This is a genomic window from Mycobacterium sp. GA-1199 (genome assembly GCF_001500045.1).
Lineage (GTDB): Bacteria > Actinomycetota > Actinomycetes > Mycobacteriales > Mycobacteriaceae > Mycobacterium.
The window spans coordinates 172,879-187,607 of the sequence record NZ_LQIX01000056.1; the positions used below are offsets into that span (position 1 = coordinate 172,879).

16 protein-coding genes are annotated in these 14,729 nt (G+C 67.6%); 11 read left to right on the top strand and 5 right to left on the bottom strand.

Annotated features, from left to right (window positions below; genetic code table 11):
* Positions 1-10 precede the first annotated feature (10 nt).
* Entirely contained in the window at positions 11-1,576 is a 1,566-nt protein-coding gene (locus tag AU198_RS25535; RefSeq protein ID WP_064351376.1) for a long-chain-fatty-acid--CoA ligase, read from the top strand.
* Here the strand turns inward: AU198_RS25535 and AU198_RS25540 are convergent.
* Both AU198_RS25540 and AU198_RS25545 read right to left on the bottom strand, forming a co-directional pair.
* The gene (locus tag AU198_RS25540) at positions 1,573-2,196 is read right to left on the bottom strand and encodes an SOUL family heme-binding protein (RefSeq protein WP_082691203.1); all 624 of its coding nucleotides are present in this window, start codon (positions 2,194-2,196) and stop codon (positions 1,573-1,575) included. The genes AU198_RS25535 and AU198_RS25540 overlap by 4 nt on opposite strands.
* Entirely contained in the window at positions 2,196-2,678 is a 483-nt protein-coding gene (locus AU198_RS25545; RefSeq protein ID WP_064351411.1) for a TspO/MBR family protein, read from the bottom strand. The genes AU198_RS25540 and AU198_RS25545 overlap by 1 nt, the downstream gene beginning before the upstream one ends.
* Positions 2,679-2,769: 91 nt before the next feature.
* Between AU198_RS25545 and AU198_RS25550 the strand changes: the two genes are divergently transcribed.
* From AU198_RS25550 to AU198_RS25575, 6 genes are all read left to right on the top strand, one after another.
* A complete protein-coding gene (locus AU198_RS25550; RefSeq protein WP_064351378.1) occupies positions 2,770-3,735 on the top strand; it encodes an o-succinylbenzoate synthase in 966 nt (321 codons plus the stop codon).
* 41 nt (positions 3,736-3,776) lie between these two features.
* Positions 3,777-4,742, top strand: coding sequence for an oxygenase MpaB family protein (locus AU198_RS25555; RefSeq protein WP_064351379.1), 966 nt, complete (start codon positions 3,777-3,779; stop codon positions 4,740-4,742).
* A gap of 9 nt (positions 4,743-4,751) precedes the next feature.
* The gene (locus tag AU198_RS25560; RefSeq protein ID WP_064351380.1) at positions 4,752-5,333 is read left to right on the top strand and encodes a TetR/AcrR family transcriptional regulator; all 582 of its coding nucleotides are present in this window, start codon (positions 4,752-4,754) and stop codon (positions 5,331-5,333) included.
* A gap of 85 nt (positions 5,334-5,418) precedes the next feature.
* Entirely contained in the window at positions 5,419-6,378 is a 960-nt protein-coding gene (locus tag AU198_RS25565) for a GlxA family transcriptional regulator (RefSeq protein ID WP_064351412.1), read from the top strand.
* A gap of 15 nt (positions 6,379-6,393) precedes the next feature.
* Positions 6,394-7,119, top strand: coding sequence for a DJ-1/PfpI family protein (locus AU198_RS25570; protein ID WP_064351381.1), 726 nt, complete (start codon positions 6,394-6,396; stop codon positions 7,117-7,119).
* Between the two features lie 23 nt (positions 7,120-7,142).
* On the top strand, positions 7,143-7,652 hold the full coding sequence (locus AU198_RS25575; protein WP_064351413.1) for a nitroreductase family deazaflavin-dependent oxidoreductase: 510 nt from the start codon (positions 7,143-7,145) through the stop codon (positions 7,650-7,652).
* Between the two features lie 12 nt (positions 7,653-7,664).
* Here AU198_RS25575 and AU198_RS25580 read toward each other — a convergent pair whose 3' ends face one another.
* Both AU198_RS25580 and AU198_RS25585 read right to left on the bottom strand, forming a co-directional pair.
* The gene (locus AU198_RS25580) at positions 7,665-8,135 is read right to left on the bottom strand and encodes a MarR family winged helix-turn-helix transcriptional regulator (protein WP_064351382.1); all 471 of its coding nucleotides are present in this window, start codon (positions 8,133-8,135) and stop codon (positions 7,665-7,667) included.
* Positions 8,136-8,182: 47 nt separating this feature from the next.
* Entirely contained in the window at positions 8,183-9,382 is a 1,200-nt protein-coding gene (locus tag AU198_RS25585) for an FAD-binding domain (RefSeq protein WP_064351414.1), read from the bottom strand.
* A gap of 127 nt (positions 9,383-9,509) precedes the next feature.
* On the opposite strand from AU198_RS25585, the gene AU198_RS25590 reads away from it, so the two are divergent.
* The 3 genes from AU198_RS25590 to AU198_RS25600 are packed head-to-tail and all read left to right on the top strand — an operon-like array spanning position 9,510 to position 12,516.
* Positions 9,510-10,292 (top strand): alpha/beta fold hydrolase, encoded by a 783-nt coding sequence (locus AU198_RS25590; RefSeq protein WP_064351383.1) that lies wholly within the window; start codon positions 9,510-9,512, stop codon positions 10,290-10,292.
* Between the two features lie 2 nt (positions 10,293-10,294).
* Complete coding sequence (menD, locus tag AU198_RS25595) at positions 10,295-11,944, top strand: 2-succinyl-5-enolpyruvyl-6-hydroxy-3-cyclohexene-1-carboxylic-acid synthase (RefSeq protein ID WP_064351415.1); 1,650 nt, start codon at positions 10,295-10,297, stop codon at positions 11,942-11,944.
* A gap of 38 nt (positions 11,945-11,982) precedes the next feature.
* Positions 11,983-12,516 (top strand): DUF3592 domain-containing protein, encoded by a 534-nt coding sequence (locus AU198_RS25600; protein ID WP_156431751.1) that lies wholly within the window; start codon positions 11,983-11,985, stop codon positions 12,514-12,516.
* Between the two features lie 3 nt (positions 12,517-12,519).
* Here the strand turns inward: AU198_RS25600 and AU198_RS25605 are convergent, their stop codons facing one another.
* Positions 12,520-13,191, bottom strand: a complete 672-nt coding sequence (locus AU198_RS25605; RefSeq protein ID WP_064351384.1) for a DsbA family protein — start codon at positions 13,189-13,191, stop codon at positions 12,520-12,522.
* Between the two features lie 144 nt (positions 13,192-13,335).
* Here AU198_RS25605 and AU198_RS25610 point away from each other — a divergent pair, with 144 nt between their 5' ends.
* Complete coding sequence (locus AU198_RS25610; RefSeq protein WP_082691205.1) at positions 13,336-14,541, top strand: glycosyltransferase family 4 protein; 1,206 nt, start codon at positions 13,336-13,338, stop codon at positions 14,539-14,541.
* Positions 14,542-14,729 lie beyond the last annotated feature (188 nt).

The window sequence follows — 14,729 nt, forward strand, 5'->3', positions numbered from 1 at the left end:
GGCTTCTCCCATGTCTGACCTGCATGACCCGCGATTCCTCGACGAACGGCTCGCGCATTGGGCCGAAACCAAACCCGACGCCGAGGCGATGACCTTCCTCGACCGCACCTTGACGTGGTCGCAATGGAACGACCGGGTCCGCCGCCTGGCGGGCGCGTTGCAGCAGCGCGGTATCGAACGCGGTGACGTGGTGGCCTTCCTCGACAAGAACCACCCGGCCTGCGTCGAATTGACCATCGCGGCCGCGTCGTTGGGCGCGGCAACGGCGATCATCAACTTCCGGCTGGCCGCCGATGAGATCGACTACGTGCTCACCGACTCGGGAGCCAAGCTGTTGATCGTGGGCACGGAGTTGAAGCCGACGATCGACAAGATCCGCGACAAGCTCACCCACGTCGAACACCTCATCGAGGTGACGCCCGACGGCGGTGACGGTGACGAGTACGAGGCGCTGCTCACCGACGCGACGCCGGTCGGGCGCGCCGACGATGTTCAGCCCGACGACGTGGCGATCATCATGTACTCATCGGGCACGACGGGACGCCCGAAGGGTGTGCAGATCACCCAGGCAAACCTGATCGCGCACACCATCAACGCGCACAACGGGTGGGGCTTCGACGAGGGCGACAAGAGCATGGTGTCGATGCCGCTCTTCCACGTCGGCGGATCGTCCTACGTGCAGTTCAGCATTCACGACGGTGTGCCGACGGTGATGACGCGCGAGGTCGACGGCGCCGCGCTGGCCGGCGCAATCCTCAACGGCGCCAACCGAACCTTCCTGGTGCCCGCGGTGCTGGCCAAGGTGCTGGAGTCCGGCGAGGACGCGGTCAAGTTGTTCGGGGCACTGAAGACGTACGTGTACGGCGCGTCGCCGATGCCGCTGCCGCTGCTGCGCGCGGCGTTGGAGGCTTGGCCGAACACCGATTTCATCCAGGTGTACGGGCTGACCGAGGTCTGCGGGGTGATCAGCCAGCTGTTGCCCGACGACCACCGCTCGGGCACCGAGGAACGGCTGGTCAGCGCGGGACGAGTCATCCCCGGCGCCGAGGTCCGGGTGGTCGACCCGGACACGCTGAAGGACGTAGCGGCAGGTGAGCAGGGTGAATTGTGGTTCCGCACACCGCAACTGATGAAGGGGTACCACAACAAACCCGAGGCGACGGCGGAGGCGATCACCGACGACGGCTGGTTCCGCACGGGAGACATCGGCCGCATCGACGATGACGGTTACATCTTCGTCGAGGACCGCCTCAAGGACATGATCATCTCCGGCGGAGAGAACATCTACTCCATCGAGGTGGAACGCGTCATCGCCGAACACCCCGCCGTGACCGACGTCGCGGTGATCGGCGTGCCCGATGAGAAGTGGGGCGAAGTGGTCAAGGCCGTTGTGTCGGTCGAGGATTCGGTGGCACCCGAAGACCTCATCGCATGGTGCCGGGAACGTCTCGCGGCGTACAAGTGCCCCAAAACGGTCGACATCACCGATGAGCTGCCCCGCAATCCGACGGGCAAGATCCTGAAAAAGGAGCTGCGTAAGCCCTACTGGGAGGGCCGCGACCGCGCGACGGTCTAGTCGGTGGGCCGCACCGGGATCGCGATCTCGTTGCGGCGGCGGAACGGCAGCGTCCACGGCGGGTCGTAAAACCAGGACTGCGGCGGCCCGACGGCCTCGATCCCGTTGGCGCGCAGCGTTGCCGAGAGCTCACGCGTGCGTTCGGCGACGGCTTGCGGACTGCGATCGCCGGTGAACCGCAGCACCGCGACCGTTTCACCCGGCACCTGGACCAACCGCACGTTCTCGTCGTCCGGAGTGGGCAATGTGTCCATCGTCCACTTCGACGGCATGTAGAAGCGGATCGTCGAGTTCTCGCCGTCGCGGGCTTGCGCGACCGGCGCCGTCATCGCGATCTTTTCGCGCGACTGCTGGCTGACCGGTGCGGTCATCGCGATCGTCTCGTCGCGGTGGTTGCCGCCGAAGATGTAGCCGGCAAGGCGCCGGAACCCGATGTTTCTGGCGCGGTCCTCGTCGGCGCTCACGGTGGTCTCGGCGGCGATCCTGGGACCGTACCGGCGAATCTCCACCTGTCCGGACAGCTTCGTGGCCAGGTAGTGCGGCTCTTCGGTGCCCACCCGGATCCCGACGATCGAGAACACCGACTCCGCGACCTGGCGCGGAATCTCCAATAGCCGCATCATCGTCGGTTCAGGAACCAGATGTGCGTCGACAGCGCGGTCGCGAACGCACACCACAGCGGATACAACGCCAGCGGCGCCGCCTGGGCGCCGCGCACCTGCACGGCACGGCGGGTGAGGTCGGCGCTGCTGAGCGTCAGCGCCCCCGCCGCCACCGCCGAGGTGCCGAGCTTGCCCTGGTTGAAGAACAGCCACGACCAGCTGCCGTTGAGCACCAGGTTGACCGCGAGAGCGCCGAGGTAGCGCCGACGTTCCTCGGTCCGACCCCGGCGCTCGAGTTCGTCGAGCGTCGCCGACGAGGTCACGGCGATGTCCGCGTACAGGATGGGCCATACGATCGGAAACGCTTGCGGGGGAGGCTGATACGGCGGCTTGCGCAGCTTCGCGTACCACAGGGACTGCGAGTCCTTGCTGGCCAGGCCGCCCGCAACCGCGGTCACCGTCACCGCCAGCGCCGTGGGTACCAGAGTCTTCAGTTGCACCATGTGCTCCTACTACGAATCACAATTAGTTAAGCAACTGAAAGGTAGCCGCATTCGCGATCATTAAACCTCCCGGACCCGAACCGGCAGGATGGTGCGCATGCCGCAGCTCGACGACGTCCTCGACCGCATGCACGTCGTCGCGCTCCCGATGCGGGTGCGCTTTCGCGGCATCACGGTCCGCGAAGTCGCGCTGATCGAGGGCCCGGCCGGGTGGGGCGAGTTCGGCGCGTTCCTCGAATACGAGCCGCCGGAGGCGGCGCATTGGCTGGCGTCCGCGCTGGAAGCGGCCTATGAACCACCGCCGCAGGTGCGTCGCGACAAGATTCCGATCAACGCCACCGTGCCCGCCGTCGACGCCGCCCGGGTGCCGGAGGTGCTGGCACGCTTCCCCGGAGCGCTGGCTGCGAAGGTCAAGGTCGCCGAGCCGGGGCAGACCTTGGCCGATGACATGGCGCGCGTGAACGCGGTGCGGGCCGTAGTGCCGACGGTGCGGGTCGATGCCAACGGTGGCTGGAGCGTCGACGAAGCGGTCACGGCGGCGACGGCGCTGACCGCCGACGGGCCGCTGGAATACCTGGAACAACCGTGCGCCACGGTGGCGGAACTGGCCGAGTTGCGCCGCCGCGTCGACGTTCCGATCGCCGCCGACGAGAGCATCCGCAAGGCCACCGACCCTCTGCGGGTGGTGCGCGAGAAGGCCGCGGACGTCGCGGTCCTCAAGGTCGCACCGTTGGGCGGAGTGCGCGCGCTGCTCGCGATCGCCGCGCAGATCGACATCCCCGTCGTCGTCTCCAGTGCGCTGGACTCCGCGGTCGGCATCGGCCGCGGCCTACTCGCCGCCGCGGCGCTGCCAGACCTGCGTCACGCGTGCGGGCTGGGCACCGGCGAGTTGTTCGTGGATGACGTTGCCGAACCTCGGCGTGCCCGGGACGGGTACTTGCCGGCGTTTCCCGCCGAACCTGATCCGGCGCGCCTATCGGCGCTGGCCGCACCTCCCGAACGCCGCCGGTGGTGGATCGAGAGGGTGCGCGCCTGTCACCCGTTGACACATTGACACAAATCACTAGTCTCTGTTCCAGAAGCTACGGAGGCGACATGACCGAAACGGCCGAAGCTCCACCCGTCCGAATTGCCGGCGATGTTCGTCCAAAGGTCATGCGCGAGTTCCGAAAACACAGCGGCAGCGCGCTGGGTGGCTTCTTCGGCGCGGCGGCCTTCGACGAGGTCGCGTTGGTGCCGGTGGCCGCGGCCGTCGACAAAACCGGCCGTTTCGAGGCCAACTTCGCCGATCGAGGGGTGCGAAGTGGGCTCTCGGCGTTCCTCGCGATCTGGGGCGATCCGCACGACCGAGCCGCCGAGGGGGAGCGGCTCAAGCGGATGCATCGCGAGGTGCGCGGCCGCGGTGACGGCACGTTCACCGACGTGCGCTACAGCGCGCTCGATCCGAAGCTGTGGAACTGGATTGCGGTCAGCGGGATGTTCCTCGTGTTGAACTCGTTCACCCCCTGTACAGCGATCACCATGACCGAAGCCGAGAAGGAGGCGGCTTATCAGCAGTTGCTCGAGGCCTTCCGGTCATTGGAACTGCCCGGAAACCACGCCAAGCTGCCGGCGAGCTACGACGAGGCCGTGCGGTACTACGACTCGATGGTCGACAACGAGTTGGCCGACAACGCGTTTCTGCGCCGCGTCACCGATCAGCTGACGCGACTGCCGTTGCCCACGTTGATGATTCCACCCGCGGTGCGCGTCGCGTTGACTCCGCCGTGGCTGCTGCTACGACCTGTCGCCGGACGCGTCGTCAAAATCTGCTCCTTCGGCATCCTGCATCCCGGGATCCGCGAGATGACGGGCTTTCGATGGGAGGACCGCCATCAGCGGGAGTTCGAGGTGTACACCCGCGTGCTGCAACTGGCGTGGCGGGTACTCCCCGACAAGGTTAGGCTGATCCCGTTGGCGCGCAACCGGTTGGAGTACGAGAAGCTCGTGCGGTTCCACCGCTCGGTCACGCTCGACTCGTTCGCGCCGCCTGCGGCGTGCCCGGCCGGTCGGCGCGCATAGCTCAGACCGATGCGCCGCAACACCGACAGCCGCACCGAACAGGAGGCCGCGATCCTCAAAGCGGCCGCCGAGGAGGTCGCGCTCGTCGGCGTCGGTAGGGCCAGCATGGACGTCATCGCGCGCCAAGCAGGCGTCAGCCGCAGCACGTTGTATCGCCGCTTTCCCAGCCGCGACGTGTTGATCACCGAGCTCGGAAGGCAGACATTCGATTTCGCGATGGCACGCCTGCAGACCGTCGGCATCGACTCCGGCGCCAAGGAGGCCGCCGTCGCGGCGTTCTGCGAGGGCCTGCGGCTCCTGACCGCCGAACCCGTCATGCGCCGGTTCCTGCGGCTCGACGGCGACCTGTCGGCGATGTCGGGCATGTACGACGAGGCCCAGGAGTTCCTCGCGAGCGCGTCCGCAGCCATGGCCAGGGCGCTGAGGGCCGCCGGCGCGACCATGCCCGACGACGACCTGCTCGCGGTCAGCGAATTGCACATCCGGCTGGCCGCATCGCTGGCTCAGGTACGCACACCGGCGCTCGACGTCAACGACGGCGACGCGGTGCGCGGCTATGCGCTCAAACACCTCGCCCCCCTGGTGTGGTGAGCCTCCGACACTCGTCGCCGGCGGTGTCCTGATCTGTGGGCTGCATGGCCTAGACGCCATCCACCTGGTGGCCAACACTGGGTTCATGCGATCGGTGGTGATTCTCGGCTTTACCGGCGTGCAGGCCCTGGACCTGGTCGGTCCATTCGAGGTGTTCACGGGAGCGTCCCGGTATCTGCAGGGCATGGGCCGCGAGGGCTACGGCGCCAAAGTGGTGACACTCGGCGGCGAACCCGCAACCACCGGCACAGGTCTGGCGCTTGTCGCCGAACCGCTGCCGGACCCGCGCGCACCGATCGACACCCTGGTCCTTCCCGGCGGTGCCGGAGTTCAAGACGCCCGGAACAACCTCGACCTGATCAACTGGATCCAGACCGTCGCCCGGAACTCGCGCCGGGTCGTCAGCGTGTGCACCGGCGCGTTCCTCGCCGCCGAGGCCGGCCTGCTCGACGGCTGCACCGCCACCACACACTGGGCCTACACCGACCAGCTCTCGAGTGAATTCCCGGCGGTGACAGTCGATCCCGAGCCGATCTTCGTGCGCAGCAACGATCGGACATGGACCGCCGCCGGTGTCACCGCAGGCATCGACCTCGCGCTGTCACTCGTCGAGGACGACCACGGCACCGATGTCGCGCAGACGGTCGCGCGCTGGCTTGTCATGTACCTACGCAGGCCGGGCGGCCAGACGCAGTTCGCCGCACCGGTGTGGATGCCCCGCGCCAAGAGGGCGCCCATCCGCGAGGTGCAGGAAGCCATCGAGACCGAACCCGGTGGCGCGCACAGCATCACGGAGCTGGCTCGCCGAGCCGCAATGAGCCCGCGCCACTTCACCCGGTTGTTCACCGAGGAGGTGGGGGAGGCGCCCGGCGCCTACGTCGAGCGGATCCGCACCGAAGCCGCGCGCCGCCAGCTCGAGGAGACCGACGACACCGTCACCGTCATCGCCGCGCGATGCGGATTCGGCAGCGCCGAGTCGCTTCGACGCAACTTCGTTCGCCGCCTTGGTATTTCACCCGACCAGTATCGCAAGACCTTCGCCTGAGACAGGAGACTGCCCATGACCCAGATCGCCATCATGGTGTACCCCGGCTACACCGCGCTCGACTTCATCGGACCCTACGAGGTGCTGCGCAACCTGCCCGGCGCCGAGGTGCGGTTCGTCTGGCATGAACCGGGGCCGATCGAGGCCGACTCCGGCGTGCTGCTCGTCGGCGCCACCCATTCGTTCGACGAGACCCCCTCGCCCGACATCGTTTTGGTCCCCGGCGGACTGTCGAGCTTCCAACACGCCCGCGACGAGAAGGTGCTCGACTGGGTGCGCACGGCCCACGAGACATCGACCTGGACGACGTCGGTGTGCTCGGGTTCGGTCATCCTCGCCGCCGCGGGCCTGCTCGACGGCCGACGCGCGACGTCGCACTGGATGGCGTTGCCGATGCTCAAACCGTTCGGCGTCGACACCGTCTCCGACCATCGCGTGGTGCACGACGGCAAGATCGTCACCGCCGCGGGGGTGTCGGCCGGAATCGACCTCGGCCTGTGGCTCTACGGGCAGATCGCCGGTGACGCGAAGGCCAAGGCGGTGCAGCTCGTCATCGAATACGACCCGCAGCCGCCCTACGACTCGGGGCACCTGTCGAAGGCGTCGGCCGCCACCAAGGCGACCGCATCGACCCTGCTGAGCCGCGACACCGTCAAACAGCGACAGCTCGCCCCGACGATGGCGCTGCTGTGGACCGCCGCGGTGCAACGGGTCCGCAGGAAGGCGGTCTCGGCGCGCTGACGGTCGGCGATACCCTCGCAGCTGTGGGGATTCCTGAAGTGCGACCCGATCCGCCGACGCCGTTCGTGCGTGCGGGCGCCCGTTTGATGGGGTTGGGGCCGTCGCGGTGGTTTCTGCGCCGCATCGGATGGCGGCTGGATCGCGCGGTGATCAACCTGACCAACGGCCGGGTCTCGATGTCACTGGTGATGCCGGAGGTGCTGCTGACGCACACGGGCGCCAAGACCGGCCGGCAGCGCAGCACGCCGCTGACCTACTTCACCGATGCCGGCCGGGTGATCGTCATCGCCTCCAACTACGGCGGTGACCGGCATCCCGCGTGGTTTCACAACGTGAAAGCCAATCCGCGCGTCACGCTGTCCGCACGCGGCTACCGGGGCACCTTCATCGGCGAGGAGGTCACCGGGGCCGAGCGGGACCGCCTGTTCGAGCTGGCCAAACAGTTCGTACCGAACTATGCCGACTACGAGGCGCGCGCCGCCGGCCGGCGCATCCCGGTCATCGCGTTCACCGAAGTGGCGGATTCGGTGTAGTTCGTCGCTTCCTCATGTGCCATCGGCCTGTGAGCGCTCGGTCAGTTCCCGGTAGGCGGCGGTGAAGGCGCGTGCACCTTGCATCAGCGCCGCGACGTCGCGCTCGGTCATCTGCCGGGTAACCGCGCCGAACGCCTCGAGGCGCAGCTTGATCAGCTCGTCGAGCACCGCGAGTCCCGCGTCGGTCAACTCGAGCAGCGTGGCGCGGCGGTTGGTGGGAGCGACCCGGCGGGTGATGTAACCGGCGTCGGCGAGGCGGTCGCTGAGCCTGCTCGCGGTGGACGGCAAGAGTCCCAGCTCGTCGCCCAGCTCGGTGACCAGGCTCGGCCCCAGCCGATCCAGGGCCTGCAGCGCACGCAGCGGCGCCAGGCCGATCCGCTGCTCCATCTGCTCGAGCGCGGACACGTTCAGCGCGAGCAGCCCGCGGGTGGCGCGCTCGAGCTCCGGCAAGCTGTCCCCGGCGGGCACGTTGATAGATGGCATCGCTTCCTTCTGCCCCGCAACGGTATTCGACGTCACGGTATCGTGTGTCATCTTCGCGGCTTGATCTCTGGCAGCTCGTACTCTGGCAGTGCGATGTCGTCGCGAAGGGTCCGGCCCACCACCAGATTCCCGACCGGAGGAATGCCGAATGCGCGAATCGCCAGATCGCGCAACCAGATGCCGAGCTTGGTACGGGGCGTGAAGAAAGAGATCAACCGCTGGGCACCGTCCTGCTTGGCTTCGATGAACTCGCGCAGTCGGTTCTCGTACGCCTCGAACGCAGCGCCGATGTCCTCACCCGCCCGGCCCAGCTCACCGGCGAGGACGTAAGCCTCGGCGATGGCCAGCCCGGTGCCCTCGCCCGCCAACAGCGAGACACACGCCGCCGCATCGCCGATGAGCGCGACGCGACCCGTCGACCACCGATCGATGCGGATCTGGCTGACCACGTCGAAATAGATGTCGTCGACGCCGTCAAGGGCATCGAGGATGCGCGTCGACTCCCAACCGGTGTCGGCGAACTCACTGCGCAGCAACGCTTTACAGGAACCGAGGTCAGGGGCAAGAGCGGGCGTCGGCGAGCGGAAGATGAACAGGACAAGGGTGCGGTCGCCGCGCAGCGAGAACCTGCCGATCTGGCGGTCGGGCACGTTGTGCGTGACGTACACCAGGTCGTCGCGCGGTCGATAGCCGTCGAGTACACACGCCGCGACCTGACAGCCGAGATAGCGCTCGTAACGCGCATCCGGACCGAAGGCGAGCGCACGGACGTTGGAGTGCAACCCGTCCGCGCCGATCACCATGTCGAATTGCCGTGGCTGGCTGTGCTCGAATTCGACCGTAACGCCATCGGATCTGTTGTCGAGCGCGGTGATGCTCTCTGAGTAGACGGTTTCGATGTCGTGCTCGACTGTCCGGTAGATCGCTTCAGCCAGGTCGCCGCGGGGCAGGCTGATGTAGCGGTCGCGCGCCGCGCGGCGCAACGGGTCGACGCGCAGCCGGGCCGACGCCCGACCCTCGTCGTCGACGATGTGCAGTTCGCGAACGCGGTAGCCGGCCGCATGGAGGTCGTCCTCGATACCCATCTTCTGGGTGATTGCGTAGCCGACGCCCCAGAAGTCGATCAGATAGCCGCCGGTGCGAAAGGTCGGCGCCTTCTCGATCAGGGTGACCTCGTGGCCTACGCGCATCATCCAGTGGGCGAATGCGGGTCCTGCGACGCCGGCGCCGCTGATCGCGATCTTCATTTCACGCTTCTTCTCGAAGTCATCGGGGCCTTTGGTTTTGATGCTACGCGCATATCGTGCGAGCTGCACGATCTGCCGGATGGCCCGGGCCGCGCCCTGCGGAGGGCGCTTGAGTACCGTCAGTCGGGTGAATTTGGCCTACGACGATCGCGGTAGCGGCCCATCGGTACTGTTCATCGCCGGTCACGGCGGTGCAGGCCGAACCTGGCACCTGCATCAGGTGCCGGAGTTCCAGCGCGCCGGCTACCGCTGCATCACGTTCGACAACCGAGGGGTCGCGGCCACCGAGAACGCCACCGGCTTCACCACCGAAACGATGGTGGCCGACACGGCGGCGCTGATCGAAAAGCTCGACGCGGCGCCGGTGCGCATCGTCTCGGTGTCGATGGGCTCCTACATCGCCCAGGAGCTGATGGTGGCCCGCCCCGACCTGGTCGACCGGGCGGTGTTGATGGCCACCCGTGGGCGCGAGGATCGCACCCGCGAGTTCTTCCGCAACGCCGAACGCGAATTCCTCGACTCCGGAATCGAACTGCCTGCGGCGTACGACGCGAAAATTCGCTTGCTGGAGAACTTTTCGCCCAAGACGCTCAACGATGACGTCAAGGTCCGGGACTGGATCGACATGTTCACGATGTGGCCCACCAAAGTCACACCGGGCGGACGGGCGCAGATCGAGGTCCGGCCCCAGGGCAACCGACTGTCGGCTTACCGAAGTATTACGGCGCCCACACTGGTCATCGGGTTCGCCGACGACCTGGTGCTGCCCCCGCACCTGAGCCGCGAGGTCGCCGACGCGATCCCGAACGGCCGTTACCTGGAGATTCCCGACGCCGGTCACCTCGGCTTCCTCGAGCATCCCGAGGCGATCAACAAAGCGGCGCTCGATTTCTTCGCCGATAAGCTGTAGTGGTGAACCCCTCGACCGCGCAGGCCCGCGTGGTCGTCGACGAACTGATTCGCGGCGGCGTACGGGATGTCGTGCTGTGCCCCGGATCGCGTAACGCCCCGCTGGCCTTCGCGTTGCAGGACGCCGACCGGGCAGGCCGGCTGCGGCTGCACGTCCGCATCGACGAGCGCACCGCGGGCTTTCTCGCCATCGGGCTGGCGATCGCCGAACGTGCCCCGGTCTGCATCGCGATGACGTCGGGAACCGCGGTGGCCAACCTCGGGCCGGCCGTGGTCGAGGCGAATTACGCGCGGGTGCCGCTCGTCGTGCTGAGCGCAAACCGTCCCTACGAACTGTTGGGCACCGGCGCGAACCAGACCTTCGAACAGCTGGGATATTTCGGCACGCAGGTCCGCGCGTCGATCAGCCTGGGCCTGGCGGAGGAATCGCCGGAGCACCTCGATGTGCTCAACGCGCAATGGCGTTCTGCGGTATGTCGGATTCTGGTCGCGGCCAAGGGTTCTCGATCCGCGAATGCGGGCCCCGTGCAGTTCGACATCCCGCTGCGGGAGCCGTTGGTGCCCGACGCTGACGAGACGGTGACCTACGTACCGCAGGGCAGGCCCGGCGGGAAGCCGTGGACGTACACGCCGCCGGTGTCCTTCGACCAGCCGCTCGACATCGACCTGACGCCGGACACCGTCGTGATCGCCGGGCACGGCGCGGGCGAGCATCCGAACCTGGCTGCGCTGCCGACCGTCGCCGAACCGACGGCGCCGGCCGCGGACAACCCGCTGCACCCCTTCGCGCTGCGGTTGGTGCGGCCCAAACAGGTCATCATGCTCGGCCGCCCGACGCTGCACCGCCCGGTTTCGGCGCTGTTGGCCGACCCGTCGGTGCCGGTGTACGCGCTGACCACCGGTCCCCGCTGGCCCGACGTGTCGGGCAATTCGCAGGCCACCGGTACCCGCGCCGTCACCACGGGCACACCGGACCCGGCTTGGCTCGCCAGGTGCGGCGACGTGCACCGGCACGCGATGGAGGCGGTCCACTCGCAACTGCGGGCACATCCGCTCAAGACCGGTTTGCACGTTGCCGCCGCGGTGGCCGACGCGGTCCGGCCCGGTGACCAGTTGGTGCTCGGCGCGTCGAATCCGGTGCGTGACGCGGCGCTGGTGGGCCTGAACACCCACGGCGTCAAGGTGCGGTCGAACCGCGGAGTCGCGGGTATCGACGGCACGGTGTCGACCGCCATCGGGGCCGCGCTCGCCCACGAGCGGGCGGGTGGCGGGAGCGGACCGAACCGCACGATCGCGCTGCTCGGTGATCTGACGTTCGTCCACGACAGCTCGGGGTTGTTGATCGGACCGACGGAGCCGACGCCGCGCAACCTGACCATCGTGGTGTCCAACGACAACGGCGGCGGCATCTTCGAACTGCTCGAACAGGGCGACCCGCGGTTCTCCGACGTGTCGTCGCGTATCTTCGGCACGCCGCACGACGTCGACGTGGGCGCTCTGTGCCGGGCGTACCACGTCGAGAGCCGGCAACTCGAGGCCGATGATCTGGCCGAGGCGCTCGACGAACCCTACGACGGCATGCGGGTGCTGGAGGTGAAGGCCGACCGGTCGTCGCTGAGAGCGCTGCACGCGTCGATCAAGGCGGCCCTGTGAGCAACCCGACCGGGCTGAGGCAATCGGCCGTCGACCGCCTGAGGAAACCCATCCGATGGGCGCGCCGGTTCCTGCCCCGGCTGACCGCCGACCCGAATGAGTCACACCGCCAGCGGGTATTCCGCCGGATCCGCGTCGGCATCGTGATCGCCGCATGCCTGGTGACCCTGCAGTCGGTGCTGATGGTGTTGGGCGCGTGGCGCAATGACCGCCAGATCGAACGGCACATGGGCGTCGCCGCCGCCGAAGTGCTCGACGCCGGACCGCGCCGGTCGACGATCGAGTTCGTCACCCCCGACCGCGTCACATACCGCCCCGAACTCGGCGTGCTCTATCCGTCAGAGCTCGAGACGGGGATGAACATCTACGTCGAATACGACACGAACGACCCGGATCTCGTTCGCGTGCAGCACCGCAACGCGGCGTTGGCGATCATCCCGGCGAGTTCGATCGCGGTTGTCGGCTGGCTGATCGCCAGCGCCGCACTGGCCGGCGTGACGCTCATCGAGCGGAGAACCTCACCGCGTCCAACTTCCAGTCGGAACGCCGCCGAGCTGTCGAGCACGATCTGACGGTCAGGACTGGATCAGCTTGTCGAGCCAGTCATTGTCGTAGATGTCGACCTTCTCACCGGTGACCAGGTCGTAGACGGTCGGAGTGCCGGTGGCCCCGGGATCGACGTCGTACAGGAAACCGAAGTTATTCTCGTCCATCTCGACGATGTTCACCGCCGACCCGCCGCTGGCGACCCGCTTGACCGCTTTGTCGGGCATGCCCGCCGCGCCGGCCATGTCGGCCATCTCGTCATCGCTCGGGCCCGGTCCGCCCGGATCCTGGTTGGCCCACAGCTCTTCGACGAACCGCTGGAACTGGGTGCCGGTCGCGCCGCTTCCCGTGGCGAGGAACAGCGCGTTGCTCACCCGTGCCGAATGTCCGTCGGTCGCCTCGTCGAGGAATATCAATGGCCGATACGTGACGTTGAGTTGGCCGACGCCGATGTAGTAGGCGAGCTGATCCCCGAAATCGGCTTGTAGGTCCGCACAATGGCTGCATTGCGGCTCGGTGAAGATCTCGATCTTGGCCGCTGCGTCGTCGAATCCGGCTAGCACTCCAAAACCGTCTTCGCTGACTTTCAGTGGGGCCTGGGCGGGATCGCGTTGGGCGGTGCCGGCGACGTGATTGGTGCAGCCGACGGCGGCGAGCAGCACGGTGAGTGCCAACACCGCCAGTGCCCGCGAGAACCGCATGTCGACCGCCCTTTCTCTGGTGCGCACGATACTCGACGCGAACGCGCCGCAGCACCCGTTGGCGCACCGGGCTTTCGCGTGCCGTATTCCTGGCCGATTCCTGGCCGCAACCTTCGCGACAGGCTGCGCTGGGACGATTCCGTCGTGCGCGTTGCAATCGTCACAGAGTCGTTCCTCCCGAATGTCAACGGCGTCACCAACTCGGTACTGCGGGTGATCGAGCATCTCCGCCGCACTGGTCACGAAGCCCTCGTCATCGCTCCCGATACGCCGCGCGGCGAACCACCCGCCGAGCGCGTGCACGACGGGATCCGCGTGCATCGCGTGCCCTCGCGCATGTTCCCCAAGGTCACCTCGCTGCCCCTCGGCGTACCGCGACCCCGAATAGTCGGTGTGCTAAGAGGATTCGACCCCGATATCGTTCACCTGGCGTCGCCGGCGTTGCTGGGCTACGGCGGCCTGCACGCCGCGCGCCGCATCGGGGTACCGACCGTGGCCGTGTTCCAGACTGACGTCGCCGGATTCGCCGAGAGTTACGGCGTCGGCTTCACGTCCCGCGCCGTGTGGGCGTGGACAAGGCACCTGCACAGCCGGGCCGACCGGACCCTCGCGCCGTCCACCGCCGCGATGGAAGACCTGACGGTGCACGGCGTTCCGCGTGTACACAAGTGGGGGAGGGGCGTCGACATCACCGGCTTCGTGCCGTCGGCGCGCGACGATGCGCTGCGGCACCGGTGGTCGCCCGACGGTAAGCCGATCGTCGGGTTCGTCGGTCGCCTCGCGCCGGAGAAGCACGTCGAACGACTGGCGGTGCTCGCACAGCGGGGTGACATGCGGGTGGTCATCGTCGGCGACGGTATCGACCGGACCAAGCTTCAAACCCTGCTTCCCTCAGCGGTTTTCACCGGCGCCCTGTACGGACGGGACCTGGCCGCCGCGTATGCCAGCATGGACGTGTTCGTGCATCCCGGCGAGCACGAGACCTTTTGTCAGACGGTCCAGGAGGCGATGGCCTCGGGTCTGCCGGTCATCGCCCCGGACGCCGGCGGCCCGCGAGACCTCGTCGCGCCCTACCGCACCGGGCTTCTTCTGGCGGTAGACGAGTTCGAGGCCCGCCTGCCGGAGTCCGTCGAGCACCTCGTCGCCGAGCGGCAACGGTATTCAATCGCTGCGCGCCGCAGTGTGCTGATGCGCACCTGGCCGGCGATCTGCGACGAACTCCTGGGCCACTATCAAGACGTCATCGCCGAACGCCGCCCTTCCCATCTCCGCGACGGTGCGCGTCTGCACCCGACACGCCGCGGAAATCCGACACCTCGCGCACGGTCACGCCGCACTGAGAGTGCGTAACTGCCGACCCCGGGTGTGGCCAATTGCGCGACCGACGCGTAAGCCCCTTTTTGTCGGTGGTCGAATGTATGTTCGATATATGTCGGGAGACGACCTGCAGGCCGCGGTTACCGCGTTGCGTGCCGCCTTCGACGAGGCGGCCGCCTGTGATGTCGACTTGTTGACCCGCCCCGATCTCGTGGCGGCCC

Bases quoted from the DNA above. Each gene is read 5' to 3' on its own strand.
- AU198_RS25535 (WP_064351376.1), top strand. From the start codon at position 11: ATGTCTGACCTGCATGACCCGCGATTCCTCGACGAACGGCTCGCGCAT.
- AU198_RS25540 (WP_082691203.1), bottom strand. From the start codon at position 2,196: ATGCGGCTATTGGAGATTCCGCGCCAGGTCGCGGAGTCGGTGTTCTCG.
- AU198_RS25550 (WP_064351378.1), top strand. From the start codon at position 2,770: ATGGTGCGCATGCCGCAGCTCGACGACGTCCTCGACCGCATGCACGTC.
- AU198_RS25555 (WP_064351379.1), top strand. From the start codon at position 3,777: ATGACCGAAACGGCCGAAGCTCCACCCGTCCGAATTGCCGGCGATGTT.
- AU198_RS25560 (WP_064351380.1), top strand. From the start codon at position 4,752: ATGCGCCGCAACACCGACAGCCGCACCGAACAGGAGGCCGCGATCCTC.
- AU198_RS25565 (WP_064351412.1), top strand. From the start codon at position 5,419: ATGCGATCGGTGGTGATTCTCGGCTTTACCGGCGTGCAGGCCCTGGAC.
- AU198_RS25570 (WP_064351381.1), top strand. From the start codon at position 6,394: ATGACCCAGATCGCCATCATGGTGTACCCCGGCTACACCGCGCTCGAC.
- AU198_RS25580 (WP_064351382.1), bottom strand. From the start codon at position 8,135: ATGCCATCTATCAACGTGCCCGCCGGGGACAGCTTGCCGGAGCTCGAG.
- AU198_RS25585 (WP_064351414.1), bottom strand. From the start codon at position 9,382: ATGAAGATCGCGATCAGCGGCGCCGGCGTCGCAGGACCCGCATTCGCC.
- AU198_RS25605 (WP_064351384.1), bottom strand. From the start codon at position 13,191: ATGCGGTTCTCGCGGGCACTGGCGGTGTTGGCACTCACCGTGCTGCTC.